Source organism: Streptomyces swartbergensis, assembly GCF_002148965.1.
GTDB lineage: Bacteria > Actinomycetota > Actinomycetes > Streptomycetales > Streptomycetaceae > Streptomyces > Streptomyces swartbergensis.
In genome coordinates, this window is sequence record NZ_NGFN01000111.1 from 1 (window position 1) to 23,160 (window position 23,160).

24 protein-coding genes, 1 tRNA gene and 1 pseudogene are annotated in these 23,160 nt (G+C 66.6%); 13 read left to right on the forward strand and 13 right to left on the reverse strand.

From position 1 onward, the window contains the following. Positions 1-99: 99 nt before the first annotated feature. The 6 genes and pseudogenes from CA983_RS19140 to CA983_RS19165 form a co-directional block, all read right to left on the reverse strand. Positions 100-756 carry a DUF2637 domain-containing protein gene (locus CA983_RS19140; RefSeq protein WP_086602128.1) on the reverse strand — a complete coding sequence of 219 codons (657 nt, stop codon included), beginning with the start codon at positions 754-756 and terminating at the stop codon, positions 100-102. Positions 757-836: 80 nt separating this feature from the next. Further along, positions 837-2,209 (reverse strand): annotated as a pseudogene (locus CA983_RS19145) (FtsK/SpoIIIE domain-containing protein). A gap of 5 nt (positions 2,210-2,214) precedes the next feature. Then, on the reverse strand, positions 2,215-2,565 hold the full coding sequence (locus CA983_RS19150; protein WP_086602129.1) for an SCO3933 family regulatory protein: 351 nt from the start codon (positions 2,563-2,565) through the stop codon (positions 2,215-2,217). A 134-nt stretch (positions 2,566-2,699) separates the two neighbouring features. Then, on the reverse strand, positions 2,700-3,428 hold the full coding sequence (locus CA983_RS19155; protein WP_086602130.1) for a GntR family transcriptional regulator: 729 nt from the start codon (positions 3,426-3,428) through the stop codon (positions 2,700-2,702). An 86-nt stretch (positions 3,429-3,514) separates the two neighbouring features. Next, positions 3,515-3,955, reverse strand: coding sequence for an ATP-binding protein (locus CA983_RS19160; RefSeq protein ID WP_086602131.1), 441 nt, complete (start codon positions 3,953-3,955; stop codon positions 3,515-3,517). A gap of 275 nt (positions 3,956-4,230) precedes the next feature. Next, positions 4,231-4,971, reverse strand: coding sequence for a GntR family transcriptional regulator (locus tag CA983_RS19165; protein WP_086602132.1), 741 nt, complete (start codon positions 4,969-4,971; stop codon positions 4,231-4,233). A gap of 136 nt (positions 4,972-5,107) precedes the next feature. Here CA983_RS19165 and CA983_RS19170 point away from each other — a divergent pair, with 136 nt between their 5' ends. Then, a complete protein-coding gene (locus CA983_RS19170) occupies positions 5,108-6,205 on the forward strand; it encodes a DUF1152 domain-containing protein (protein ID WP_086602133.1) in 1,098 nt (365 codons plus the stop codon). Between the two features lie 323 nt (positions 6,206-6,528). On the opposite strand, the gene CA983_RS45855 is transcribed toward CA983_RS19170, so the two are convergent. After that, entirely contained in the window at positions 6,529-7,065 is a 537-nt protein-coding gene (locus CA983_RS45855) for a hypothetical protein (RefSeq protein ID WP_143645509.1), read from the reverse strand. A 24-nt stretch (positions 7,066-7,089) separates the two neighbouring features. Beyond that, on the reverse strand, positions 7,090-8,007 hold the full coding sequence (locus CA983_RS19175) for a hypothetical protein (protein ID WP_086602134.1): 918 nt from the start codon (positions 8,005-8,007) through the stop codon (positions 7,090-7,092). Between the two features lie 309 nt (positions 8,008-8,316). On the opposite strand from CA983_RS19175, the gene CA983_RS19180 reads away from it, so the two are divergent. The 6 genes from CA983_RS19180 (at position 8,317) to CA983_RS46245 (ending at position 13,553) form a co-directional block, all read left to right on the forward strand. Next, a complete protein-coding gene (locus CA983_RS19180; protein ID WP_086602135.1) occupies positions 8,317-8,658 on the forward strand; it encodes a hypothetical protein in 342 nt (113 codons plus the stop codon). 457 nt (positions 8,659-9,115) lie between these two features. Continuing rightward, on the forward strand, positions 9,116-10,321 hold the full coding sequence (locus CA983_RS19185; protein WP_086602136.1) for a GmrSD restriction endonuclease domain-containing protein: 1,206 nt from the start codon (positions 9,116-9,118) through the stop codon (positions 10,319-10,321). Positions 10,322-10,461: 140 nt separating this feature from the next. Further along, positions 10,462-11,022: a hypothetical protein gene (locus CA983_RS45860; protein ID WP_143645510.1), complete on the forward strand. Its 561-nt coding sequence runs from the start codon at positions 10,462-10,464 to the stop codon at positions 11,020-11,022. A gap of 12 nt (positions 11,023-11,034) precedes the next feature. After that, complete coding sequence (locus CA983_RS19190) at positions 11,035-12,429, forward strand: phosphorothioated DNA-binding restriction endonuclease family protein (protein ID WP_244206997.1); 1,395 nt, start codon at positions 11,035-11,037, stop codon at positions 12,427-12,429. A 668-nt stretch (positions 12,430-13,097) separates the two neighbouring features. After that, positions 13,098-13,427: a hypothetical protein gene (locus CA983_RS19195; RefSeq protein WP_086602137.1), complete on the forward strand. Its 330-nt coding sequence runs from the start codon at positions 13,098-13,100 to the stop codon at positions 13,425-13,427. A gap of 47 nt (positions 13,428-13,474) precedes the next feature. Then, positions 13,475-13,553: transfer RNA gene (locus CA983_RS46245), tRNA-OTHER, on the forward strand. A 105-nt stretch (positions 13,554-13,658) separates the two neighbouring features. On the opposite strand, the gene CA983_RS19200 is transcribed toward CA983_RS46245, so the two are convergent. After that, the gene (locus CA983_RS19200; protein ID WP_086602138.1) at positions 13,659-13,922 is read right to left on the reverse strand and encodes a hypothetical protein; all 264 of its coding nucleotides are present in this window, start codon (positions 13,920-13,922) and stop codon (positions 13,659-13,661) included. A 105-nt stretch (positions 13,923-14,027) separates the two neighbouring features. Here CA983_RS19200 and CA983_RS19205 point away from each other — a divergent pair, with 105 nt between their 5' ends. Further along, positions 14,028-14,624, forward strand: coding sequence for a TetR/AcrR family transcriptional regulator (locus CA983_RS19205; protein WP_086602139.1), 597 nt, complete (start codon positions 14,028-14,030; stop codon positions 14,622-14,624). Positions 14,625-14,741: 117 nt separating this feature from the next. Beyond that, positions 14,742-15,221, forward strand: coding sequence for an Asp23/Gls24 family envelope stress response protein (locus CA983_RS19210; RefSeq protein ID WP_086602140.1), 480 nt, complete (start codon positions 14,742-14,744; stop codon positions 15,219-15,221). A gap of 24 nt (positions 15,222-15,245) precedes the next feature. On the opposite strand, the gene CA983_RS19215 is transcribed toward CA983_RS19210, so the two are convergent. Together CA983_RS19215 and CA983_RS19220 are read right to left on the reverse strand one after the other, a co-directional pair. Next, positions 15,246-15,584 (reverse strand): AzlD domain-containing protein, encoded by a 339-nt coding sequence (locus tag CA983_RS19215; protein ID WP_086602141.1) that lies wholly within the window; start codon positions 15,582-15,584, stop codon positions 15,246-15,248. Then, positions 15,581-16,297: an AzlC family ABC transporter permease gene (locus CA983_RS19220; protein WP_086602142.1), complete on the reverse strand. Its 717-nt coding sequence runs from the start codon at positions 16,295-16,297 to the stop codon at positions 15,581-15,583. Before CA983_RS19220 ends, CA983_RS19215 begins: the two co-directional genes overlap by 4 nt. Positions 16,298-16,437: 140 nt before the next feature. On the opposite strand from CA983_RS19220, the gene CA983_RS19225 reads away from it, so the two are divergent. Further along, the gene (locus CA983_RS19225) at positions 16,438-17,007 is read left to right on the forward strand and encodes a helix-turn-helix domain-containing protein (RefSeq protein ID WP_086602143.1); all 570 of its coding nucleotides are present in this window, start codon (positions 16,438-16,440) and stop codon (positions 17,005-17,007) included. Positions 17,008-17,177: 170 nt separating this feature from the next. After that, on the forward strand, positions 17,178-18,986 hold the full coding sequence (locus CA983_RS19230; RefSeq protein WP_244206999.1) for a rhamnogalacturonan lyase family protein: 1,809 nt from the start codon (positions 17,178-17,180) through the stop codon (positions 18,984-18,986). A gap of 39 nt (positions 18,987-19,025) precedes the next feature. Here CA983_RS19230 and ku read toward each other — a convergent pair whose 3' ends face one another. Further along, positions 19,026-20,048, reverse strand: coding sequence for a non-homologous end joining protein Ku (gene ku, locus CA983_RS19235; RefSeq protein ID WP_483027219.1), 1,023 nt, complete (start codon positions 20,046-20,048; stop codon positions 19,026-19,028). Positions 20,049-20,111: 63 nt separating this feature from the next. Here ku and ligD point away from each other — a divergent pair, with 63 nt between their 5' ends. Further along, the gene (ligD, locus tag CA983_RS19240; protein ID WP_086602145.1) at positions 20,112-20,993 is read left to right on the forward strand and encodes a non-homologous end-joining DNA ligase; all 882 of its coding nucleotides are present in this window, start codon (positions 20,112-20,114) and stop codon (positions 20,991-20,993) included. 46 nt (positions 20,994-21,039) lie between these two features. Here ligD and CA983_RS19245 read toward each other — a convergent pair whose 3' ends face one another. Then, a complete protein-coding gene (locus CA983_RS19245; protein WP_086602146.1) occupies positions 21,040-21,843 on the reverse strand; it encodes a nuclease-related domain-containing protein in 804 nt (267 codons plus the stop codon). A 285-nt stretch (positions 21,844-22,128) separates the two neighbouring features. Here CA983_RS19245 and CA983_RS19250 point away from each other — a divergent pair, with 285 nt between their 5' ends. Beyond that, positions 22,129-22,632, forward strand: a complete 504-nt coding sequence (locus tag CA983_RS19250; RefSeq protein WP_086602147.1) for a protein-tyrosine phosphatase family protein — start codon at positions 22,129-22,131, stop codon at positions 22,630-22,632. Positions 22,633-23,160 lie beyond the last annotated feature (528 nt).

Sequence of the window (23,160 nt, forward strand, 5' to 3'; positions counted from 1 at the left end):
GATCAGCACGGCTTCGGTCAGGCGGTTCTGTCGGGTCAGCTCGGCGGCGCGCTTCAGCGCGCGGAGCGTGGACGGGCGCAAGAGGGAAAGTCCTCCGGGTCAGGTGAGTTGGGTGGTAATGGCTTCGGCGAGCGGCATCGGGACACCGAGCCGGGCGCGAAGGGTCGAAGTGTCGATGTCGGTCCCGGTCCGGGCGCGGTGTTCGTCGGCGATCTTGCGGGCGAGGGTGACGAGCGCGGGCGGTACCGGGGATGCAGGCGGCGGAGCCGACTCCAGTGCGGGGGCCGGCAGTTCGGGCGCAGCAGTAGGCGGCTCGATGTCTGCGGCGGTCGGTTCCGGCGCCTGTGCCGTCGAAGGTGGTTCCGGTGCCGTCGCCGGGTCTGTGCCTGGATGCGCTGCTCCGTGAGCGAGCAGCGTGCCGCCGAGGAAGGCGACCGCGGGCCATCCGGCGACGAGGATGCGGAGCCAGGCCGGCACGTTCTCCAGGTCGAGCAGACCGGCGGTGGCGACGTTGGCGCCGAGGGACGCTGTCAGCGCGACGAGGAACCAGCACCACCCGGCCGTCTTCGACTCACCGGAGCGCAGGCGCCGCCAGGCCGCGACCAACAGCAGGTCGACAGAGACCGGATAGGCCCAGGCCTTCCAGCCGTCCTGTCCGGCGGCGAGTGCCAGGTCATGCAGGTGAGCGAAGGACAGCGCGGCGGCGATCACCGCTTGAACGAGCACGGCGTCCACACGGACGGGCAGGGCGCGCACGGCCACTCCTTCCAGTTCCGGGCATGGGTGGGGTAGGGACTTGGCGCGGGACGGCCGCGCCGACCGTGGGAGCGAGTTAGTTACTCGGTGATCGGCTGAGGAGTGGCCAGGAAACCGGACTCCTTCACCGGCGCGGGTCGAACGTGAGGCCGGAACGGCGCGAGCGCCGGAACGTCCGGGGCGAGGTGTGCGTCTCGCGGCAGGTGGCCGCAGCGTCGGAGAGGGACAGGTGAGGGGTGCGGATGCGGGACCAGCCGCCGGACGTGTCGCCGACGACGGCGAGGCCGGGCAACTCGGCAGCGATGGCGCAGGAGGCCAGAACAGCCTCAGGAGCGATGTCCCCGAGCGCCATCTTCGCGGAAGCTTCGTCGTTCACCCGATGGCAGACCCGGCCGGTGAGCTGAGCCCGGAGCATGGTCGCTCCCTTGCCCAGCTCGGCCCCGAAGCGCTGCCCACACACCTCCAGATAGATGCCGGCCGCGCGGCCGAGCTGGGCGAGCCGGATGAGCTGGGTGACCATCTCGTCCCGTCGCTCTTCCTCTTTCCTGGTGGCGACGAGGAAAAGTTCTGCCACTTCGTCGACGAACAGGACGATGGGAGCCGGGCGTTCGTCTTCCGGCAGGCCCCAGACGTCCGAGGTGATCAGCTCATCCGGGGTGCCGGGCGCGATGCCCTGCCGCGCTTTGATCAGGTCGTATCGGTCCTCCATTTCCTTGACGAGCACGGGCAGCAGCTCGGCCGCCTGCTCCGGGTCGGTCGCCAGCGCCGAGAGCCGAGGAGCGAACGGCGCCAGCTCCACACCGCGCTTGCAGTCGATCCCGACCAGGACCACCGGCTGAGTAGCCAGCCCGGCCAGCAGGTTCCGCAGGAACATGGACTTGCCGGACAACGTGGCCCCGAGCACGAGTTCGTGAGGTACGGCCCGGTAGTCCCGCACGAAGGCGGTCGCGTCCTCCCGCAGAGCCACCGGCACGCGGAGCGGACCAGCCTCAGTCCGGCGAGGCATCCGCACCTTCCGCAGGACGTCGAAGCCGACGAGCCGCAGTTCCACGACACCGGGCTTGACGTCCCGCACGTACACGGCGTGAACGCCCCAGGCGTGCCGGAGCCGTTCGGCCGAGGCCGCCACGTCCGCCGGTTCCTGGCCCGGAGCCAGCCGCAGCCGAAGCCGCAGACCGGTCGAGGTGGGCCGGATCCTGCCCCGGCGAGGAGGCACCGGCCGGACCTCACGGCGAGTCGTGGCCTTGACGGCCAGGGCCCGCCACCGGGGCGGCTCGACCGTCAGGCCGCACGCGTCCATGGTGGAGGTGTACGAGGCCAGCAGCCGGGCCACCGAGACGGGCAGCCCGACCGTGGACCAGTACGCCGCCGGATGGGCGTGCCGGGCGTAGGCCGCGCCGCCTATCGCAGCGAGCGACCCGCCCAGCTCGGCCCACGTCACCAGGTCGGTCACGGCGATCAGCCCGCCTGCTCCATCGGGAAGGCGCCAGGAGCAACGGCGGTCGCCCGATAGGCGATGCCGTGCCGCTGCTGCCCGTTGAACACGCTTTCCCATGGCCGAGCGATGAGCCCCGGCAGCGATACCGGGGCCCCGACGGTCAGGCCGTCCGTCACACCACTCTCGGGGACGGTGACCTTGATCAGCGACGACTCGCCCTCGTCGACGTAGACGACGCCGACCGTCATCAGCGCCTCACCACTCACAGCGTCCTTGGCGATCTCACCGGTCTGCCGGTCGCGCACCTTCGGCACCGGCGCCTCGGTGAGCAGGATCGTGGCGGCCGAGGCATCAATACGGATCACACGCACAGATTTCTCCTCTTGAGTCGATCAACCTGCCTGCCTGACAAGTTGACTTAGCAAGTTCGAAGCTAGAGATGCCAAGTTGACTTGTCAAGTGCGTATCGAGGTGGAGTAGGCGGTGAACGGGCCGCCAATCGGGCTCAGTTCAGACGGTAGGTGTCTTCCAGTTCCTGCCGGTCGGCGGGAAGCAGCACGTCGGAGACTTGCAGCGCCTGCCCGGAAGCGTCACACGCGACGACCAGGACACTGAGGACCGGAACCCCCGCAGGGAGATCCAGAAGCTCCGCTTCAGAGGGCTCCGGCAGACGTGCCGAAACCCGTTCCGTCACATGGTCGAAGCGGACCTTCTTGCGCGTCTCCAGGTGTGCGCGGGTGCCACCTGCCAGCGCGTCGGCGCTCTCCAGCTCCGTACCTTCGACCAGGCCGGCGGGGAAGTAGGACGACACTAGCTCCACCGGTTCGCCATCCTCCTCCGCCAGGAACCGGCGCATGAGAATCTTGGCCCGTTTGGGCAACCCAAGGACAGAGGCGACCCGCACCGGGACGGGGACGTAACCGACTTCAACCAACCGGCCCGCCGCTTGCGACTCGTCGCGCGTGAGCGTCTCACTCCCCCGGCGGTCCTTCTGCTCGACGACAGCCGGGCGGCCTCGCACAATCGTGCCGAACCCCTGCCGGGACTCCAGCCAGCCGTCACGCTTCAGCAGTTCCAGCGCCCGCACGACGGTGGGGCGGGACATCCCGAAGGACTGCACCAATTGGTTCTCGCTGGGCACCCGAGTGCCAGGCGGGTACGTGCCGTCCTCGATGCGGCGCTGGATCGTCTGTGCGAGGCGCACGTACTTCGGTGGCTCCACTTCATACGCCATGAACGCCGCCTGTCGGGATTGGCCAAGTCAACTGGTCAACCAGACTAGCGAATCTTCGATTGTCAAAGTAGAAGCGGAGCGAACTCTTACTTTCCGGGCCAGGCATCGGCCACCACGAAGGAGACGACGGTTCCGCCGAAGCGGCTCGGTGCGGCGTGCCACGACTCGGCCAGCGAATCAACCAGGAGCAGTCCACGCCCGTGGGAGTCGTTGGCGTCGGGGTGCCTCAGCCGCACGTTCGCCGGAGAGCCGGGGTTGTGCACGTCGACCCGGAGCGAGGTCCCCTCACGGAACCACTCGACCCATACGAGCCAGGGTTCGTCCGACCGGCCGTAAGCGATGGCGTTGGTCACCAGCTCCGAGATCATCAGCGCACAGTCGTCGACGGAGCAGGCCGGGTTGTACGGGGCGATGAACTTGCGGAACCAGCGCCGAGCCCGCGGCACAGACTCAGCGACAGGGTGCAAGGTCATCGCACCGAGGCGCGGTGACTCCTCAGACGGGTAGCGGTCGATCATGTAGGCCATCAGGTGCTCACTTCCTGCCGCTGCCGTCGCAGTCGAGGCAGCGCCGCTTCGATGTGGCACGGGTGCGATCGGCGGCGGTGGCAAGCGCCAGGGTCGTTCGTGAGCCGACACGCTTCCAGCCGCGCCCCCGGCAACCCCGGCAAGGTAAGTGCGTGCCCTGATCCGGCCGCTGACTCGTCACACCGCGCCTCCTCCCAGTGAAGTGGCCTTAGCCACTTTCTGGATAGTGGCATTAGCCACTTGGCCGACGCAAGCGATTCGCCGCAACTGGCCCCTCAGGTGAGGGGGTAGCCCTGCTCGAACGCCCAGCGATGCGGCGGGTAGGTGGCTTCAGCGAACTCCAACGGCCGGTCCTGGAGGTCGAAGACGACGTGGTGCACGATCAGGACGGCGGAGTCCGCGGCAAGTTGAAGGTCCTCGGCCTCTTCCTCTGTGGCCGCACGCGCGCACATGCGATCTTCCGCGTAACTCCCCTGCCGTCCGGTCATGTTCTCGACGTACAGCAGCGTCCCCTCTTGGATCCGCTCCGGCTCTAGAAGCCTCGGCGCACGTTGACCGACATCCGGAGCGAACCACGAGGTGGAGAGCGTGATCGGCCCGTCTTGGTTGTTGGTCACCCGCCGCCGGTGCACCGCCCGACGGTCCTTGACGAGGCCCAGCGCTTCAGCCACATGGTCCGGCGCCTCCAGCCAACCGGCAGAGGTGATCACGGCGTACTCGCCCGGTGTGTAGATCTTCCCGGTCTGCCGAGCACGCCCGTACAACTCACGCGCCCGCCGGTTGACTTCGAGGCTGCGCACGTACGTGCCCGACCCTTGACGCTTCTCGACGAGCCCTTGATGGCTCAGCGCCTCCAACGACCGTGCGGCCGTGGGCCGGGACACCTTCCAGTCAGCCGCCAACTGCCGTTCGGACGGCACCTCGTCACCTGGTCGCAGGTCACCCCGAAGAATCTGATCACGGATGTAGTGCGCGATCTGGAGATACTTCGGCTGAGCCTCCTCGATCTGCGGCATCAGTCCTCCTCACCCAAGGCGAGCCCCAGGCGAGTAGTCGGGCACCCCGCTGAGGCCTGCTTCTCGATAAAAGTGGCTATGGCCTCTAGCCACTATAGGGTGAGTGGTCAACCCCCCACCCCGTAGGCTGAGACGCATGACGCGGTTGATCGTCGCAGCAGGAGGAGGGGGCGACGCAGTCGCCGCCGCAATGATTCACGCCGCCCTCTATGGCGACGAGGACCAGGCGGTGATCCTCACGTACGCGTGGGACCGCCTCCTGATCGACCCGGTTCCGGGTCCCCGAGGGCCAGACAACTTCAGCGGCCTCCAACCCCTCACACCAGCAGTCTGGGCAGTGCCGGCCGAGGCCCGCCCCATCGCTCCGGCAGGCTCTACGCTCCCCCGACTCGCAGCAGAGCTCCGGCACACGTTCGCGCTGATCGACGCACGCCACGGGGTCGAGGGTGTCACCCGCCAACTCGAAGAGCTGGTGGACCACTTGTCACCGGCCTCGATCGATCTCCTGGATGTAGGCGGCGACATCCTCGCCCGCGGCGATGAACCGACGCTGAAGAGCCCCCTCGCCGACGCCGTCACGCTCGCCGCGTGCTGCCAGGTGAATGCTCCTGTCCGCCTCCTGGTAGCAGGCCCCGGCCTCGATGGCGAACTCCCTCTCCACGAACTGTGCGACATGCTCGGCCCCCTCCTCCACACCCTCACCGCGAAGGACACCGAGCCGATCAGCTCGGTCATGGAATGGCACCCCTCCGAGGCAACCGGGATGCTCGCAGCGACAGCCCGAGGCGTACGCGGCACCTGCGAAATGCGAGACGCCGGCCTCCCGGTCCCCCTCACCGACGAAGGACCAACGGTCCATGAGGTCGACCTGGACGAGGCACTGACCCGCAACCAGTTGGCCCGCGCCATCCTGACGACCGCCACCCTGGACGAGGTCGAGGCACACAGCCGCGAAATCTGCGGCTACTCGGAAATCGACTACGAGCGCAACAAGGCCGCGTGGCTCAAGGACCAGCCACCGGTACAGCTCGACCGAGAGGCCGTACTGTCTCAGCTCGACCAGTTCGAAGCCGAGGCCCGCAGCCGCGGAGTCACCCACACGACGTTCCGCCGCATCACCGAGGCCCTGAACCTCAATGGCTCCTTGCGCGAAGACCTGCGCCAGCTGCTCATCAACAGCCGCCCGAAGCAGTACGACGCTCCCTTGTGGCGCATCACAGCCACTACTGAGTAACAACCTTCTTCACGGGTTCAAGTGCCCGCGCACGGCGCGGGCGCGCGCCGCCTCTGCGGCGCGGCCTGCCTCCTGTCTTCGCCCCGGCTGGCCGCGCCCGGCGGCGCGCTCGGCGGCTGCGGGCATGAAGTGGGAGACACCCTCTGTGGCTGGGGCGGTCGGCTCCACGGCTTTAGGCAGCCACTTTGGGGCGAGCCTCTAAGATCATGGCCCCAACGTCGTGCTTTAACGGGCAGGTCCACAGTCTGCCCGACTCGCCGGAAGCTTACGGGGCCATGATCACTCGCCCCAAAGCAGCTCCAGCCCAAAGCCGCTCCACCGACCTAGGATGCAATTTTAGGTGGCAGGTTGGAGACATTTTGGTGCGCAAACCATAGGCGCTTAAGGCTCATAAGGAGCGACAGAATAAGGTGAGAGAAGGTGGCCACCAAGAGTCCGGTCCACACAGCCCCGATCGATTTTTTGGGGTCATGTGTTGCAGTCACCACGACGAGGAGCACGACAAGCAGAAGACCAACCAAAACGGCCCAGCTCAAATTCGCGAAGAGTTCACGTACATCACGAATGATTACGTGATCCGGGTTCAAGCCTTCATCTCGTCGAACACGCAAGCTTAGAGTGAAGACGTTCGTCAAGAGCCCGAAAAGCAGGCCTGTAAACACTCCAACTCCGCCGATGAGCTTGGAGACGTCCAAGATGTGCAGATGATCAAAATGCCTTAGCAACCCACAAGCCAGGCCGAGCGAGAGCGGAATACCGACGAAAACGATGACATCGCCTACCCTCCGCTTACCGCCGGCATCCACGTACGTGTGAAAGTTGGCCGCCGCGATGTCTCGAACATCCCACTTACCACTCACAGCGGCCCCCTCATGCGACGTCGACTAGATCATCCAGGCACCCCGGTCCGCGCCCAGGTACTCCAGTGAAGCACCTACCTCTGACAACACCTCGCGCCGGAACACTTCGTCTCCAGGAGGGCCGTTACGGGGCCCCTCAAGTGCATAGTTGAAGCGCGGCCAGTCCCGGTCGACGACGATCGTACGGGACCTGCCGCCGCGTTCGATCTGGAGGCGCACCTCGTCAGCTTCAGGGAGCCCGCTCACGGAGAAGACAGAGTCCGGCGGCAGCCTCTTCTCGATCGCACGCATGATCCAGTCTCGGGGCAGCCGCAGACGCCGAGCGGCTTTAATTCGGTGCTCCTGAACGCGCGTGCCCACACTCCGGTCGTCCCCATCACGCTCTCGCGTGATGTAAGTGATCTCCTGCAGAGAGGATTCCTCTATGAACTTCGTCCAGGCGTTTGTGTCTTGGAAGTAGTTGATATCGAGCGAAAGCCTTTCGGAGTCATAGCGCTCCTTGAACCAGTCGCGGAACATCGGACTGAGTGCACCGATTGCACTCGTGTGTCCGATTACTTCCGTGGCCCAAAGCGCAAAGTCCCCCACCGTCGGGACGAATAGCGCTTGCCTCAGCGGATAGGCTGCCGCGTCATCATCCTGTATTTCATACGCATCGTCCCCGGTGCCGGTATCAACGACCTTTCCCCGAGTGCCGTACCTACCGGATTCAACAGTGAACCAGAGGGTACGCTGAGATTCCTCCATCGAGTGCAGCCGCGCGTAACGCTCAGACCGCTCGACGGTCGCACCCTTCGTCCCTATTCCATCCACAAGGAACTTGGTATAGGTATCGAAGAGATCATCCCTTCGCGGATTGAAGCTATACACCTGGCGATACGATTTCGGCTCCTGGATCTTGCGTACCCGAATCTCGTACAACGCGAACTGATGCCTAGGCATATGCCACCTCCGTGTGATGTGCAGATAGTAGACCCCACGGGCAACGCTGCGTGACCTCTTCGTCTGAAGTCGGTAGCCGCAAGCCTCCTCGCTGACACTTTCGATGCAGCGATCACGGCGAGTCAGCCGATACGGGAGCGCCCTCCCGGGCCGTCCTCGGGCCGTGGAAGGGCGCTCAACGATGACCAACACCGACAACTGCCGACAGCCCTGCAGCAGGTCAGGACGTTGATCGATAAGGCGGCCGCAGGTCACGGCCGCCGATGATCAGTTGTGGCTGTGCAGCAGCGCAGCGCGTCATCATGAAACATGGGGATTGATCTGGAGCTGCACTCGTCACGGCCGGCACGCAACAACTGGCGCAAGTCCCGCGCAACGCTCCTGCGGAGCTCCTACGGGCACGGCGACGCACTGGCCGATGCACTCGGCTCGCTCCAGTTCCTCGGAGTACCCGGAAGGCTCACCGCCGTCGATCCGTACGGGGACACGTTGATGAACGAGCAGGAGGCCACGGCCGCCCTCCAGGAGATCCACGCCTTGAGGCCTAGTTGCGCTGATGAGCGTCAGCTCGCTGCGCTGGACGATCTCACAGCGATGCTGGAACAGTGCGCGGCCACCCCAGGCAGCTACTTGTGGTTCGCAGGCGACTGAAGCTCCCGCCAGCTTGCCGTGTGAGTGTCTAACTGCGTGACAACGCCAACGGACAGCGGCGGACAACCGCGCACACCTGCGGACTATCGCAGCAGGTGAGAGTGGCACAGCCCCGAGGTCGAGGGCGCACCCAAGTTGCTTCAGGAAGAAGAAGTCGCCCCGTCGAGGTGCACCCCATGACCAACAAGGTCGACTGGCACTGGCCCGTAGCCCGGAGCGACCGAGCAGAGACGGGTCAACTCATGCCGGCCTCGCCAGCACAACACTTGTCTGGCCGGCTGAGGACGAGTCGACATTGCGGAGCAGCCAGCGGCCGGGGTGTCGGTAGCCCGGTGCCCCAGCAGTCCCGCCCAGTGGAGTTGACCAACTCCTCGTGCTGACAATGCCTCAGAGACTACGCTGATCTTGTCCGAGGCATGGCGCCCACGACGTAGCGCATAGAAGGTGATTCGCCGACATGACAGATGATGCCCGCGAGGAAGAGTCGCTGCCTGACTACGACCTGGAGGATGAAGAGTCCGACGAAGAAGAGGACTCCGAGGAGAAGATTTTTCGCGACATCACCACTTACACAGTTGACTGGACGTCAACAACTGTCATGGAGCGAATGCTTAAGGGAGCCATCGACGTCTCACCGCCTTATCAGCGTCATCCCGTATGGAACCAGCAGAAGATCTGGAGATTCCTGGAGTCCTTGATGCTGGGGATTCCCGTGCCGCAACTCGTCCTAGCCACCAAACGAGGAGCCAAGGGCAAGTTCGTTGTCCTCGATGGGAAGCAGCGTCTACTCGCTATTAAGTTTGCGGCAGACCTTAACAGCGCTCCCACTTCACGCAAATTCCCTAAGCTCGAGATTCTTAGCGACTTTCAGGGGAAGAACCTGGAGCAAGTTCTCGCCGACGATAATCTAGCCGAATATTGGGAGAACTTGCTTGTTCAGCCCATCAGGACTGTCGTGGTCCAAGGGTACTCGGACGATCGCGCATTGCATTCAATCTTCCATCGTCTCAACCAAAATAGCGTCAGCCTTTCCTCCCACGAACTTAGGCGGGCGCTCAACTTCAGCCCATTCATGGATTGGCTCGACCATTTTTCGGCCGACTCAATGCAGGTACGTCGAGCTCGACGCATCCCCCATGCCGATTTCCGTATGCGCGACGCGGAGATGGTGCTGCGGCACTTTGCCTTCGCCCGCCGCTTCGGTTCTTATCGGGGAAATCTTCGAGCCTTTCTAGATGAGGAAGCGAAATCGGGTGGAAAGCACTGGCCATCACTAGAGTCGAACTACGCAGCGATGGGCAACGAATTGAACGCCGCTATTGATGCCTCGTTCGACATCTTTGGCGCCCATTCCTTTTTTAGGTTTACACCCAACGGCTACATCAAGCGCTTCAACGCACCGTTGTTCGACGTAATGACGGCAAGCCTACGCGTTCCAGAGATCAGGCACGCATGTTACGCGTCTGATCGTCTGCAGCTCAAGCGCTCAATGGAAGAACTTTGCGTTCTTTCCCCCTTCGCGCAATACGTCACCTCCACGACCAAGTCGACAGAGGCAGTCAGAGGACGCTTTCAACTGTGGTCCAAGATGATTGGAGCCACAACGAGCTTGGATGAGGAATATGTCCTCGACGCAATGACCGGTGGACAATGGCAAGCGTAACAAGACGCCTCAAGAGGCTTATTGCTCGCGAGTCAACTCTCCGAGACCACCTTCTTGGCCCCTCGATGACATGGAACTCTAGCCAAGGCCTCCCACCTAGTGCTGTGGAAGAGGATAGAGCACTCGCATACCGAGTGCTCATGCACGCAGAGTTAGAACGGTACTTCGAAGACTCTCTCCTCTGCTCGGTTCGCAGCAGTCTCCATATTTTCAATAACTGCAATGGGGCAATCACCGTGCCGGCGGCCGCTGCTGTGATTCATCATCAGTCAAAACTTTTTTTCGACGGCAAGAACGGCGCAACCTCTTTCTACCTAAGCAAGAGTCGCATTATGCAAGACATGCCCGTGCGTCTCGAAGCAGCGATTGCAGCCATCGAGTCTGGAGTCGTTGGAGGGAATAACGGAATCAAGAAGCACGACGTCCGGAAGCTTGTCGGTTGGATCGGAATCGATATATCGGAAATTGATCCAACGTTGGTAGCGGCCTTGGAAATCTTCGGATCAGAACGAGGGGATGCCGCCCATCTAAGCCGACGAGAGATTTGGCGTCGATACCACCGGGGCACATCGGGAGGAAACCAACCTCGCGTCCGTCGCCTACCCGCACCGTCTGACGAGGTGACGGCAGTTAACGCGGTGCTAAAACTGCTCTCGGGCTTCGATCAGTTGATTCAACATCGCATGAGGCAGCTTATCTAGGAAGGAGGCGTTGTGCTGCAGCAAGATGGCGTGGAGGAACTCTGTGCTGCGGTAGAGGCATTGCGGGTGGATCATTCCACGGGGCTGCCGGCGCGACATCAGCCGATCACGCTGCTGTGGGGGCTCGGCCGTGCCGCCGCCGGGCACCCGAGGTTGGTGCCATGGGCCGATGCGCGCAAGGAGTTGCGCCGCCTACTGAGCAAGTACGGCCGCCCGGGTTCGGATCCCTCACCGGAGTATCCGTTCGTAGCCCTCAGCCGATCCCCGCTGTGGGAGCTTGATGGTGTGATCGGCGAGGTGCCGCAGGCGCGTGGTTCGAAGCTTCGGCAATGGCTCACCGCTCAGAACCCACGCGGTGGCTTGCGTGACAAGGTCTACAGCACAATGGCTGCGAACCCGGCGGCGCGCCACAGAGTGGTCGACGCGCTTCTACTCCGCTTCTTCGACGGCGAAGATCCCTCGCTGCTATTGCAGGACTGCCGACTGACCGACCCAGTTTTCGACGGGTTCGGAGCCGTGCCTGGCGTAGACGTGGGCCAGCCCTTTACAGACCGGCGAGCACTGGCAGCAGCGCGTGTCCATCGACCTAACCAGTCCGGCATCTGCGGCACTGCGGAACAGGGCGCGGAATCCATCGTAGTCTCGGGCGGCTACGAGGATGACGAGGACTACGGAGATGTGATCGTCTACACCGGCCAAGGTGGACGTGACCCCGACACCGGCCGACAAATCCGTGACCAGGAGCTCACCCGAGGTAACGCTGCCTTGGTCACCAGTCTGACCACCGGTGCACCGGTGCGCGTAGTCCGTGGCGCCGGCGGTGAGCCGAAGTACTCGCCAACGACTGGATTGCGCTACGACGGACTTTTCCGAGTCGAGGACTATTGGGCCGAGCACGGACGCTCCGGCTATCTGGTGTGGCGCTACCGGCTCACCCAGCTTCCCCAGACAGCAGCGGCGTCGCAGCCGACCATGCCAGCTCCCCGTGAGCCGGAGGGCCGGCAAGCCCCTACACGTGCAACAGTTACCACCCAGCGCATCGTACGCAGCACCGCGGTAGCGGACTTCGTCAAACGTACCCATGACTACACCTGCCAGGTCTGCGATATTCGATTGGCTACCCCCACAGGGGCCTACGCGGAGGCCGCCCACATCCAGCCTCTCGGTCGCCCCCACGCCGGCCCCGATATCGCGGCCAACGTTTTGTGCCTATGTCCCAATCACCACGTGCTCTTCGACCTCGGCATGCTGACCATTGGCGACGACTTGACCATCACCAGCCGCGCCGGCGGTTCCCACCGAGCACGACTCCGCGAGGTCGCCACCCATCAAGTCGACCGCGAGTACCTGGCTTACCACCGCACCCGCCACGCCCAACTCCCCGGCACCAGGGGCCGCAAGGTGTGACTTCGCGCACATCGTCCGAACTGAAATGCGCATTTTGCTGACTTTTGCACCCACCTCACCGGGGACCGAAAACCAGTCTCCGGTCTATGCACCCTTTTGTCCCATGCGGCATGCGCATACGGGCAGCTCAGAGCCATCCGGTGGAAATCGCTTCACCGAAGCGCATTCCGTTTTATCCGGTATGCACGTAACGCTCTGGCCGCTAGCCATAGCTCCAGAGCGAAGCCATGATTGCGGCATCTAATCCCCCGCATTCGCCACGTCACCGAGTCGGCAAGCCACACGTGACGCGGACGAACACAAGACGCCGCGGAGGCATCGACATGAGCGTGACGCAGGTTCATCCCAGTACCCCCACTCCGGCCGTACCTTTCTGGGTAGTCACAGTGATCGTCATAGTGATCTTGATATGGCCGGCTTTCGGTGAGACGACCGGTGCGCTCGCTAACACGCTGTCACTCGTAACGGCTCTAACCACGAGCGGTTACCTTCACAAGAAATCTGACCGCAGAGGCGTCCGAGACGTCCTCGGAAACGAATGACCCGCGCCCAGCGAAAGCATTGGCCGTCACCGAGCACCGACACGGAAACAGAGCCGAATCCGCGGCCCTTGTCCAACATCGTAAACTGAACGCGAGAACACGCCGCTGCCCTGGAGGAACAAGCTGATGTATCCGGCAGACCCTGTTCTACTCTTCGATGAGGACGGGCGCATGTTCGTCCTCCATGAGCCAGCCCTCGCTAACGATCTGATCGATTCTAAGAACGAGTTCCACGAGGGCTACGACGGCCAGGGGCGTCCAGTTACGGCATGCGGAGAGCCCGGAGAGATCTACCTGACCCTGGTCACCACAGAACCTCAGGAGGACGAGCTTCGCGGGCTCGTGAACCGCTACTACGCCGTCTTCGCATCACGACATCCAACACGCATCCCACCCCAAGAAGGCGACCTAGCAACCTTCATCCGAGCTGTATCGGAGGACTGGATCGAGGAGTAGGAGTACGGACTATGCGTGGACGGGAGATACGTTCTCGCCCTTAGTTGGCCCTCTGAACAGCAGAGAAGCCGATGCCGCAAGCGGCCTCCGGAGCCGTGTGCGCAGGTTCGAATCCTGCCGGGGGCACTTCGCCTCGACCGGCGTGATCGTGTGGTTGATCGGCGTAAGTGACTACGCGCAAAGCGGGATCCAGTTCACTGGGTCCCGCTTTTGGCATTCCTGCCGAGCCGCTCAAGGACGGCAACCGGCCCGGCCCTGCGCGTAGCGGCGCCGTGCCGCTGTCGCCAGCAGGGCCGCACCCGCGCAGCCGACCAGGAGCGTTCCCCATTCGGGGACGTGCGCCGCCCGCAGGAGGCCCGCGGCGCCGAAGCTCGTGTTCCAGCCTGCCTCTGTGATGGCGGAGCCGAAGCCCTGGACGGACAGGGTGGCGCCGAACAGCCAGAGCAGGCCCTGGCCTGAGTTGGTCTGCGAGGTGTTGGGCTGCTGCTTCGGCATGACGGGGCCCCTTCGGGAGTTCTTTTCGATGCGGTCGCATCACATCGTGCAGGGTCGGCGGTTATGATGCAAGTGCATCAGAAAAGGGTTCGGAGGGAGCGGCGCGTGCCCAAGCAGGTCGACTACGAGGAGCGGCGGCTGCGGATCGCGGAGGCGGTGTGCGCTCTGATCGCGCGTTCCGGGATGGAGGCCGTCAGCCTCCGGGACGTCGCCGCCGAGGCAGAGGTGTCCATGGGGGCCGTGCAGCGGTGCTTCCGCACCAAGGAGGACATGCTGCTCTTCGCGCTGGAGCACATCTCACAACGCGTCAGCGAACGCGCCAACCAGCGCATCGCCGCGACCTCCACCCCACAGTCCGCGGCCACCCTGCTGTCGCACACCCTGGCCGAACTCGCCCTGTTGGACGAGGAGTCGAGGGACCAGGCGCATGTGTGGCTGGCCTTCGTCAGTCATGCTCCCTCCAGCGAGAGGCTCGCCGCCGTCCTGCAGGAGACGTACGGCAAGCTCCATGACCTCGTCGCGTGGCTCATCCACTACGGCCAGGACACCCAGGAGATCCCGCAGCGTCTCGACGCCGCCCAGGAGGCGCAGACGCTCCTCGCCGTGGCCGACGGTCTCACCGTCCACGTCATCGCGGGGCATCAGTGCCCCGAGGCGGCGTCGGCCGTCCTTCAGCGCCACGTCGACTCGCTGTTGAGGTGAGCAGGCACCCGGGAATTTTCAGCACTTTCGCCCCATATGCACCAGTGCTCTACGGTGGATACGGGTGGATAAGAACGACGCTGCTCATACCCCGCACGGATCATCGAGGGGACGGCCATGACGGACACCACACAGCGCAGAGACACCGCTACCGGGACGGGAAAGCAGGACGGCACCGCTCCCCCGGAGACCCGGGGAAGCACCGCGATCGCGGACACGGTCGTGGCGAAGATCGCGGGCATGGCGGCCCGGGAGATCCCCGAGGTGCACAACCTCGGTGGAGGGATGACCAGGGCCTTCGGGGCCGTGCGCCAGCGGGTGCCCGGTGGGGGCACCGGGGTCACCCAGGGGGTGAAGGTGGAGGTCGGTGAGCGCCAGGCCGCCGTCGACCTCGACGTGGTCGTCGAGTACGGCGCCGCCATCGCCGACACCGCCGCGGACATCCGGACCAACGTCATCAACGCGGTGGAGCGGATGACCGGGCTGGAGGTCGTCGAGGTCAACATCGCCGTCGACGACGTCCATTTGCCGGACGAGGAGGAGGCCGAGGGCGAAGGCGAGGGCGAGGGCGAGAAGGAGCGGCGGCGCGTGGCCTGAGATCCAGGTCCGCTGAAGGGAGTGTCACGGGACCCCCGCCAGTCGCAGCAGTGCCGTCGTGCCCGCCGCCGCCAGTACGACGACGAGGAACGGGGCCCTGCGCCAGGCGAGCACTCCGCCGGTCAGGACCCCGAGCGGGCGGGCGGGGCCTGTGAAGGCATCGCCCTCGGCGAGGGCGGACGTGGCGGCCAGGGCGGCGAGCAGGAGGACCGCCGAGACCTCCAGGAGTTTCCCGGCGCGGTCCGGGAGCGTGCATCTCGCGCGCAGGGCCGGTCCGGAGAGGCGGAGCAGGAACGTGCCGGCCGCCAGGGCGAGCATCGCCGCCAGCGTCGACGGCAGTGGTATGGCGGCGGCGGCGCTCATCGCATCGCCTCTTTCTTCGTCTTGACGGCGAACAGCGGCAGGGCGGCCAGTGCCAGGAGGACCGGCAGGCCCGCCGGAAGGAACGGGGTGGCTGTCAGGGCCAGGGCCGCGCCGGCCAGGGCCGTGCGCCGCAGCGGCCCGTCCTTCAGCGCGGGCAGGATCAGCGCCAGGATCACCGCGGGGAACATGGCGTCCAGGCCGAGAGCGCCGGTGTCCCGCACCACGCTGCCGAGCAGTGCGCCCAGCGCGGCGCCGACGGGCCAGCAGACCAGGATGCCCAGACCGCAGAGCCAGTACGCGGCCCGCTTGCGCTCCGGCTCGTCCTGGGCGAGGGCGAAGACGACCGTCTCGTCGTTCATCAGATGTGCGCCGAGGGCTCCGCGCCAGCCCTGCCCGAGAACCCCGGGTACCGCCAGACCGAACGGCAGATGGCGTGCGTTGACGAGCAGTCCGGCCAGCAGCGCGGCGATCGGGCTGCCCCCGGCGGCGATGATCCCGACGAACAGGAACTCGGACGAGGCGGCGAGGACGAGCACTCCCATCAGGACCGGGAACCACCAGTCGAACCCGGACGTGACCGCGACGGCGCCGTACGACAGGCCGACCACCCCTACCGCCAGGCAGACCAGCCCGATGTCGCGGAGCAGCGGACCATCCAGTGGTCGGCCATCCAGAGTCGGCCATTCAGTGGTCGGCCATTCAGTGGTCGCCATTCAGTGGTCGATCACATAGTGGTCGACCATTCAGTGTTCGGCCGTACCGTGTTCTCCAGAACGAACGCATGATTTTTTATATTGAACACCGGCTACGATGTTCGTCAAGACGAACGAACAACCACTGGAGCGAACACCCCATGCCCGACGCCGGTCCCGCCCCCAAGCCACCGATCGAAGTGATCGCCGCGTCCCTGCGGGCGGAACGCGTCCGGGCGGGACTGTCCCTCACCGAGGTCGCCCGCCGGGCCGGGCTCGCCAAGTCCACGCTCTCCCAGCTGGAGTCGGGCACCGGGAATCCGAGTCTGGAGACGCTGTGGGCGCTGTGTGTGGCCCTGGAGATCCCCTTCCCGCGGCTGGTGGCCGTGGAGCGGCCGCGGGTGCAGGTGATCCGGGCCGGGGAAGGACCCGCCGTCGGGTCCGAGCAGAGCGACTACCGGGCCACGCTCCTCGCCGCCTCCCCGCCCGGGGCCCGGCGGGACGTCTACAGCGTCGCCGCGGAGCCCGGGCCGCAGCGCTCCTCGGCGCCGCACCCGCCCGGAGTCGTCGAGCACGTCGTGATCGGCGCGGGCCGGGCCCTGGTGGGCGTCGCCGACGAGCCGGTGGAACTGCAGCCGGGCGACTACATCTGCTATCCGGCCGACGTCCCGCACGTGTTCCAGGCGCTGGAACCCGGCACTCGTGCGGTGCTCGTCTCCGAGCACCACTGAGCCTCTGCGGCTTCCGGTCCCTGTAAGCGTTTCCGGTCGAGCATCGGGCTGTACCGCCAGTATTGACGGGTACTCAGGTCGGTGCTTCCATCACAGCGGTGAAAACGGTTCAACCGCCGGGGCTTCCGGGCCTCGGTCGACGCGGTCAACCCGAAGGAGACGGAGTTGTCATGCGCATGAGGACTACGGCGGCGGTTCTGGCCGTCTGCGCCACACTCACCGTCGCCGCCGCGAGCCCCGCCCCGGCGGTGAAGGCCGCACGCGTGATGGAGACCCTCGGCCGCGGCGTCGTGGCCGTGCGCGCCGGCAGCACCCAGGTCCTGGTCTCCTGGCGGCTGCTGGGGCTCGACCCGGAGAGCATCGGGTTCAACGTGTACCGGTCCACGGCCGGCGGCGCGTACGTGAAGCTCAACTCCGGTGTGCTGACCGGCGGGACGAACTACACCGACTCCACGGCCGATCTCACACGCGCCAACAGCTACCGCGTGACCCCGGTCGTCGGCGGTCAGGAGCAGGCACCCAGCGGTGCCTTCACGCTGTCGGCCGGTCATGCCGTGGAGCCCGTGGTGCGCGTGCCGTTACGGCCCGGCGGCGCGGTGAAGTTCGTCTGGGTCGGCGACCTCGACGGCGACGGCGAGTACGACTATGTCGTCGACCGGCAGACCTCCCCGCAGAAGCTGGAGGCGTACAGCGGTGACGGCGACTTCCTCTGGGAGGTCGACCTGGGTCCGAACAGCCTGAACCAGGACAACATCGAGCCGGGGTCGTCCGCGATCGACCTGGGGCACTGGGACGGCGTCACGGTCTACGACTTCGACAGCGACGGCCGTGCGGAGGTCGCCCTGCGGATCGCCGACGGGGTCAGGTTCGGCGACGGGACGACCTGGACGCACGAGAACGACGCGCGGCAGTTCATGGCCGTGCTCGACGGCCGGACCGGAGCACTCCGCAACTGGTCCGCCGTCCCCACGACGTACCTGGCGGACGGCCCGATGGCCGCACGCCTCGGGGTGGCGTATCTCAACGGCACCACGCCGAGCCTGGTCGCCTTCATGAAGAACCGGCAAGGCGACGGCGCCTTCAACCTGATGATGGGCGCCTGGAAGTTCGACGGCGACTCGCTGGACCGCCAGTGGACGTGGCAGCGCGGCGGCCAGGACGCGCCCGACGGGCACAACACGCGCGCCGTGGACGTCGACGGCGACGGGACGGACGAGGTCGCCGAGATCGGCTTCGTGCTGGGCGGCAACGGCTCGCTGCGCTACTCGATGGGGCCGAAGGGCATCGTCCACGGCGACCGCTTCCACATCGCCGACATGGACCCGAGCCGCCCGGGTCTGGAGGGCTACGGCGTGCAGCAGAACAATCCGAGCGGTCTGCTCGAGTACTACTACGACGCCGCGAACGGCAACGTGATCTGGCGGCACGGCGGTGGTCCCGCCGACGTCGGACGCGGCATGGCGGGCGACGTCGACCCGCGCTTCCCCGGCATGGAGGTCTGGTCCTTCTCCGGCCTCTACAACGCGGCCGCCAACCGGCTCACCGAGCCGGACACCTCACTGCGCCCCTGGCCGCAGCTGGGCCTGTGGTGGGACGGCGACCTCACCATGGAGCTGCTCAACGACGGCAAGATCGAGAAGTGGGACCCGGCCCGCCCGACACCCAGCGGCAGCCTGCCCCGGCTGGTCAGCACCTGGAACCACGGTGCGGTCAAGGCCGCCCAGGGCGGTCCCACCCTCGTCGGCGACATCCTCGGCGACTGGCGCGAGGAGGCCGTCTACACCAACGCGTCCTACGACGAGCTGATCGTCTTCACGACGAACCAGCCGACGCCCCACCGGCTGTACACCCTGGCCCACAACCCCGCCTACCGGAACGCCATGACGTTCAAGGGCTACATGCAGTCCCACCACGTCGACTACTTCCTCGGGGCGGGCATGGCCCGGCCGCCCCGGCCGGACATCACGTACGCGCCGTGAGGGGTGCGGCCGGGTGCGGATCAGGCTGCGCGTTGCGGATCAGGCTGAGCGCTTGCGCGAGGCCGTCTTCTTCGCGGGCGTCTTCTTCGCCGTGCTCTTCGACGCGGTCTTCTTCGTGCCCTGGCCCGACTTCGCGGTCGACTTCTTCGCGGATGCCGTGGTCTTCTTGGCCGCCGTCTTCTTCGCGGTGGACGCCGACTTCTTGCCGCCGGTCTGCTTGGGCGCCGCGCGGGCCGTCTTGCGCTGCGGGAGCGACTTGACCTCGGCGTGCTCGCCGGCCTCCTCGCCCCGGGACTCGCGTGCCGCGCGAACGCTGTTCTCCAGGGCCGCCATGAGGTCGAGGACCTTGCCGCCCGCGGCCGGCTCGGGGGCCTGGGGCAGGGCCTCGCCGGCGGCCTTCGCGGCGATGACCTCCTCCACCGCCTCGCGGTACTCGTCGTGCAGGTCCTCCAGGTCGACCTCGCCCAGGGTGTCCATCAGGGCGTCGGCCAGGTCCAGCTCCTTGTCCCGGACCGTGACGTCGGCGTCGGGGGCCACGCCCTCGGGGGCGCGGACCTCGTCCGGCCACAGCAGGCCGTGCATGGCGATGGCGTCGCCGACCACCCGGAGCATGCCGAGGCGCTCCCGCCCACGCAGGGCGAACTTGGCGATCGCCACCTTGTTGCTGCGCTTGAGCGCCTCCCGCAGCAGGGTGTACGGCTTCGCGGCCGGGGCGCCGCTCGCCTGGAGGTAGTACGCGGCGTCCATCTGGAGCGGATCGATCCGGTCTGCCGGGACGAAGGCGACGATCTCGATCGTCTTGGCCGTCGGGATCGGCAGGCTGGACAGGTCCTCGTCGGTGATCGGGATGATCGAGCCGTCCGCGTCCTCGTAGCCCTTGCCGATCTCCCCCTGGGTGACCTCGCGGTCCTCCAGCTCACAGAACTTGCGATAGCGGATGCGGCCGCCGTCCTCGGTGTGGATCTGGCGGAAGGAGATCGAGTGGCTCTCGGTGGCGTTCACCAGCTTGATCGGAATGCTGACCAGGCCGAAGGAGATGGCGCCGTTCCATATGGATCTCACGTGCAGCACCCTTCCGGTCACTCTCGGGAGTGTTTGTCACGATTCGCGTGGGATTCTTATCGTATGGCGCCTATCACAGAGGTGGAGGGGCGACGGCTCCCGCTCAGCAATCTGGAGAAGGTGCTGTATCCCGCCACCGGCTTCACCAAGGGCGAGGTGCTGCACTACTACGCGACCGTCGCCGAGGTCCTGCTGCCCCATCTGCGCGACCGGGCGGTGTCCTTCCTGCGGTATCCGGACGGGCCGGACGGGCAGGTGTTCTTCACGAAGAACGTCCCGCCGGGTACGCCCGACTGGGTCACCACCGCCGAGGTGCCGCGGGTCGAGGGGCCGTCGCGGATGGTCCTGGTGCAGGACCTGCCGAGCCTGATGTGGGCGGCCAACCTCGTCACGGAGTTCCACACGCACCAGTGGCTCGTCGGCTCGCCGGACGAGGCCGACCGCATCGTCTTCGACCTGGATCCGGGAGCGCCCGCGAGCATCGTGCAGTGCTGCGAGGTCGCGCTGTGGCTGCGAGAACGGCTCGCGGCGGACGGCATCGAGGCCTACGCCAAGACGTCCGGGTCCAAGGGGCTGCATCTGCTCGCCGCCGTACGCGGGGCGTCCTCGGAGCGGGTGTCCGAGTACGCCAAGGAGCTGGCCGTCGAGGCGGAGAAGGCCATGCCCCGGCTCGCGCTGCACAGGATGACCAGGAACCTGCGTCCGGGCAAGGTCTTCGTCGACTGGAGCCAGAACGCCGCGCGCAAGACCACGGCGACCCCCTACACCCTCCGGGCCCGCCCCGAGCCGACCGTGTCGGCACCCGTGACCTGGGAGGAGGTCGAGGAGTGCGGCTCGCCCGGACGCCTGGACTTCCATGCGACCGACATCGCACCCCGGGTGCAGGACTACGGAGATCTGCTCGCGCCGCTCCTCGACCCGGGCAGCGCGGGCCGGCTGCCCTAGCTACGGCCTGACGTCAGGCCCTGAGCTACGGCGTGACGGCACGCCCTCACACCCGCGTCCACGTGTTCCGGTCCCGCGCCATCGCGTGCAGGGCCTCCACGTCCGCCGGTTTCAGGACGCCGCCCTGGCGGGCCAGGGTCTGCACCTCCAGGTCCGTGAGGACGCGGACCTCGCGCGGTGCGGCCGGGACCGACACGGCCGTCGGGCCGACCAGGGCGAGCACGGGTCGGACCTCCGCCGTCAGGGCGTAGGAGGCGCGGTCGGCGTCGGCCCGGACACGGCGGAGCAGGGCGATCGGCTCGCGGCGGCCCAGGGTGACCAGGGGGTCGGCGACCGTCACCCGCTGCTTGCGTGCGTACAGGGTGTGCAGGGCGAACAGCCCGCCCGGGCCGATCAGCAGATGGTGGATGCGGCTGCCGCCGGGGAGCGGGACGGAGTGCACGGCGTGCCAGCCCGCTCCGTCCAGGCGGTCCAGGGCGTCCCCGACCGTCTGCTCCGCCTCCAGGGCCCGGCGGCGCGGGTCGGGGCGCAGCCGGCGGGCCGGGCCGGGGTCGCGGTCGAGGGCGACGAGGAGGGACTCGCCGGGGCGGTTGGGGGCCAGGTCGTCGTCGGGGTGCAGGGTCAGACGGGCGAGCTCGGCGGGGGTCGGAACCGGGGGCGGCCCGACCGTCACCGGGCCGGTGATGAAGGGCCCGAGGGTCCGGAGCACGTCGTCCTCACGGTCCTCGCCCAGCAGGTTGACCCGGCCCGCCTCACGGTCGTACCAGGCGATGTTCCTGCCGTCCGGGAGGCAGACGTAGAGCCGTTCCCGGCCGTGCCGCCAGGTCGGTATGACGCGCAGTCCGTCCATGCACCATCACCCCAGTCCATGGGAACAGGCGGGGTGCTGCGGGGGCAAGAACCCGGTTACCTTTGAGAGGAGTTGGGCCTGCCCGGCGGATCAAGGCGCAGGGAGGGCGGAGTGCCTGGTCAACGCCGGGGAACGTGGTCTGGTGCGGGTAGCTGCACGGCGGAGGAGGGACTCGACGCGGAGCGTCGGGGACCGACGACAACGCGGCGGATGCGCGTGCCGGACCACGCGTCCGCGCATGATCCGCCGGGCAGGCCCTCGGGCGGTGATGCTGGGGAGGCGCCGTTGCGTACCCGCAGGAAACCCGATGTGCCGACGCCGGAGAGTCCATGGAGCGAGGTCGTCCCCGGGTTGTGGATGGGCGGCCACGAGTACACCGCGGCCTTGGGCCATCCGGAGTTCGCCGTCGTGCGGGACGAGTTCCACCTCGTGCAGACGCTGCTGCGGCTGCCGGGGCACGGGCCCGATCCTGACGTCCGCCACCACGTCTGGCCCATACCCGACGGACCGCTCGACGGGACACAGCTCGCCGGTGTGATCCGGCTGGCCGAGGCCGCGTGCGAGGCGCTGGACGAGGGCCGCAAGGTGCTGGTGCGCTGTTACCACGGGTACAACCGCTCCGGCCTCGTCGTCGCGCACGCGCTGATGCGGCGGGGAAGCTCCGCCGACGCGGCGATCCGCTTGATCCGGGACCGCCGTTCGCCCTGGGCGCTGCACAACGAGCTGTTCGTCGAGTACCTGCGGGCCGGGCTGGCGACGGCCCGGCTGCTGGAGGAGCTCACCGAGTAGGGCGGTGAACGGGCTCCTCGCGCGCAAATAGGACTTCCCTGCGAATAAGGTGTACGGGGCCGACGGTCGGTCCGAGCCGTGTGATCGCCCTCGAACCGCAGGAGTGCAGTGCCCGCCAGCCGCCCCGGAAGCCGCGCCGACAGCCCTTCCGGTCGCCCCGAGGACCTTCCCGGCCGCTCGGGTGGCCCGCCCGGTCGCTCGGATGGCCTTTCCGGCCGCTCGGATCGTGCTTCCGGTCGGTCGGATCTTGCTTCCGGTCGGCCGGATCTTGCTTCCGGTCGGCCGGATCGTGCTTCCGGTCGGCCGGATCGTGCTTCCGGTCGGTCGGATCGTGCTTCCGGTCGGTCGGATCTTGCTTCCGGTCCGTCGGACCGCCCTTCCGGTCGTCCTCATAGCCCTTCCGGCTGCCCGGACGGCGTTTCCGGCCGCCCTGACAGCACCCCAGGCCGCCTCGGAAGGCGCCTGGGGCCTCCAGGGCGCTTGGGGCGATTGGGGGCCCTGGGCGGCCTGCTGGGCCGGCCGGGAGGC

What these genes read in the sequence shown, in the direction of transcription:
- CA983_RS19155 (WP_086602130.1), bottom strand. Translation starts at nt 3,428, where the DNA reads ATGGCGTATGAAGTGGAGCCACCGAAGTACGTGCGCCTCGCACAGACG.
- CA983_RS19160 (WP_086602131.1), bottom strand. Translation starts at nt 3,955, where the DNA reads ATGGCCTACATGATCGACCGCTACCCGTCTGAGGAGTCACCGCGCCTC.
- CA983_RS19165 (WP_086602132.1), bottom strand. Translation starts at nt 4,971, where the DNA reads ATGCCGCAGATCGAGGAGGCTCAGCCGAAGTATCTCCAGATCGCGCAC.
- CA983_RS19170 (WP_086602133.1), top strand. Translation starts at nt 5,108, where the DNA reads ATGACGCGGTTGATCGTCGCAGCAGGAGGAGGGGGCGACGCAGTCGCC.
- CA983_RS19175 (WP_086602134.1), bottom strand. Translation starts at nt 8,007, where the DNA reads ATGCCTAGGCATCAGTTCGCGTTGTACGAGATTCGGGTACGCAAGATC.
- CA983_RS19180 (WP_086602135.1), top strand. Translation starts at nt 8,317, where the DNA reads ATGGGGATTGATCTGGAGCTGCACTCGTCACGGCCGGCACGCAACAAC.
- CA983_RS19185 (WP_086602136.1), top strand. Translation starts at nt 9,116, where the DNA reads ATGACAGATGATGCCCGCGAGGAAGAGTCGCTGCCTGACTACGACCTG.
- CA983_RS45860 (WP_143645510.1), top strand. Translation starts at nt 10,462, where the DNA reads ATGCACGCAGAGTTAGAACGGTACTTCGAAGACTCTCTCCTCTGCTCG.
- CA983_RS19195 (WP_086602137.1), top strand. Translation starts at nt 13,098, where the DNA reads ATGTATCCGGCAGACCCTGTTCTACTCTTCGATGAGGACGGGCGCATG.
- CA983_RS19200 (WP_086602138.1), bottom strand. Translation starts at nt 13,922, where the DNA reads ATGCCGAAGCAGCAGCCCAACACCTCGCAGACCAACTCAGGCCAGGGC.
- CA983_RS19210 (WP_086602140.1), top strand. Translation starts at nt 14,742, where the DNA reads ATGACGGACACCACACAGCGCAGAGACACCGCTACCGGGACGGGAAAG.
- CA983_RS19215 (WP_086602141.1), bottom strand. Translation starts at nt 15,584, where the DNA reads ATGAGCGCCGCCGCCGCCATACCACTGCCGTCGACGCTGGCGGCGATG.
- CA983_RS19220 (WP_086602142.1), bottom strand. Translation starts at nt 16,297, where the DNA reads ATGGCGACCACTGAATGGCCGACCACTGAATGGCCGACTCTGGATGGC.
- CA983_RS19225 (WP_086602143.1), top strand. Translation starts at nt 16,438, where the DNA reads ATGCCCGACGCCGGTCCCGCCCCCAAGCCACCGATCGAAGTGATCGCC.
- CA983_RS19230 (WP_244206999.1), top strand. Translation starts at nt 17,178, where the DNA reads ATGCGCATGAGGACTACGGCGGCGGTTCTGGCCGTCTGCGCCACACTC.
- ligD (WP_086602145.1), top strand. Translation starts at nt 20,112, where the DNA reads ATGGCGCCTATCACAGAGGTGGAGGGGCGACGGCTCCCGCTCAGCAAT.
- CA983_RS19245 (WP_086602146.1), bottom strand. Translation starts at nt 21,843, where the DNA reads ATGGACGGACTGCGCGTCATACCGACCTGGCGGCACGGCCGGGAACGG.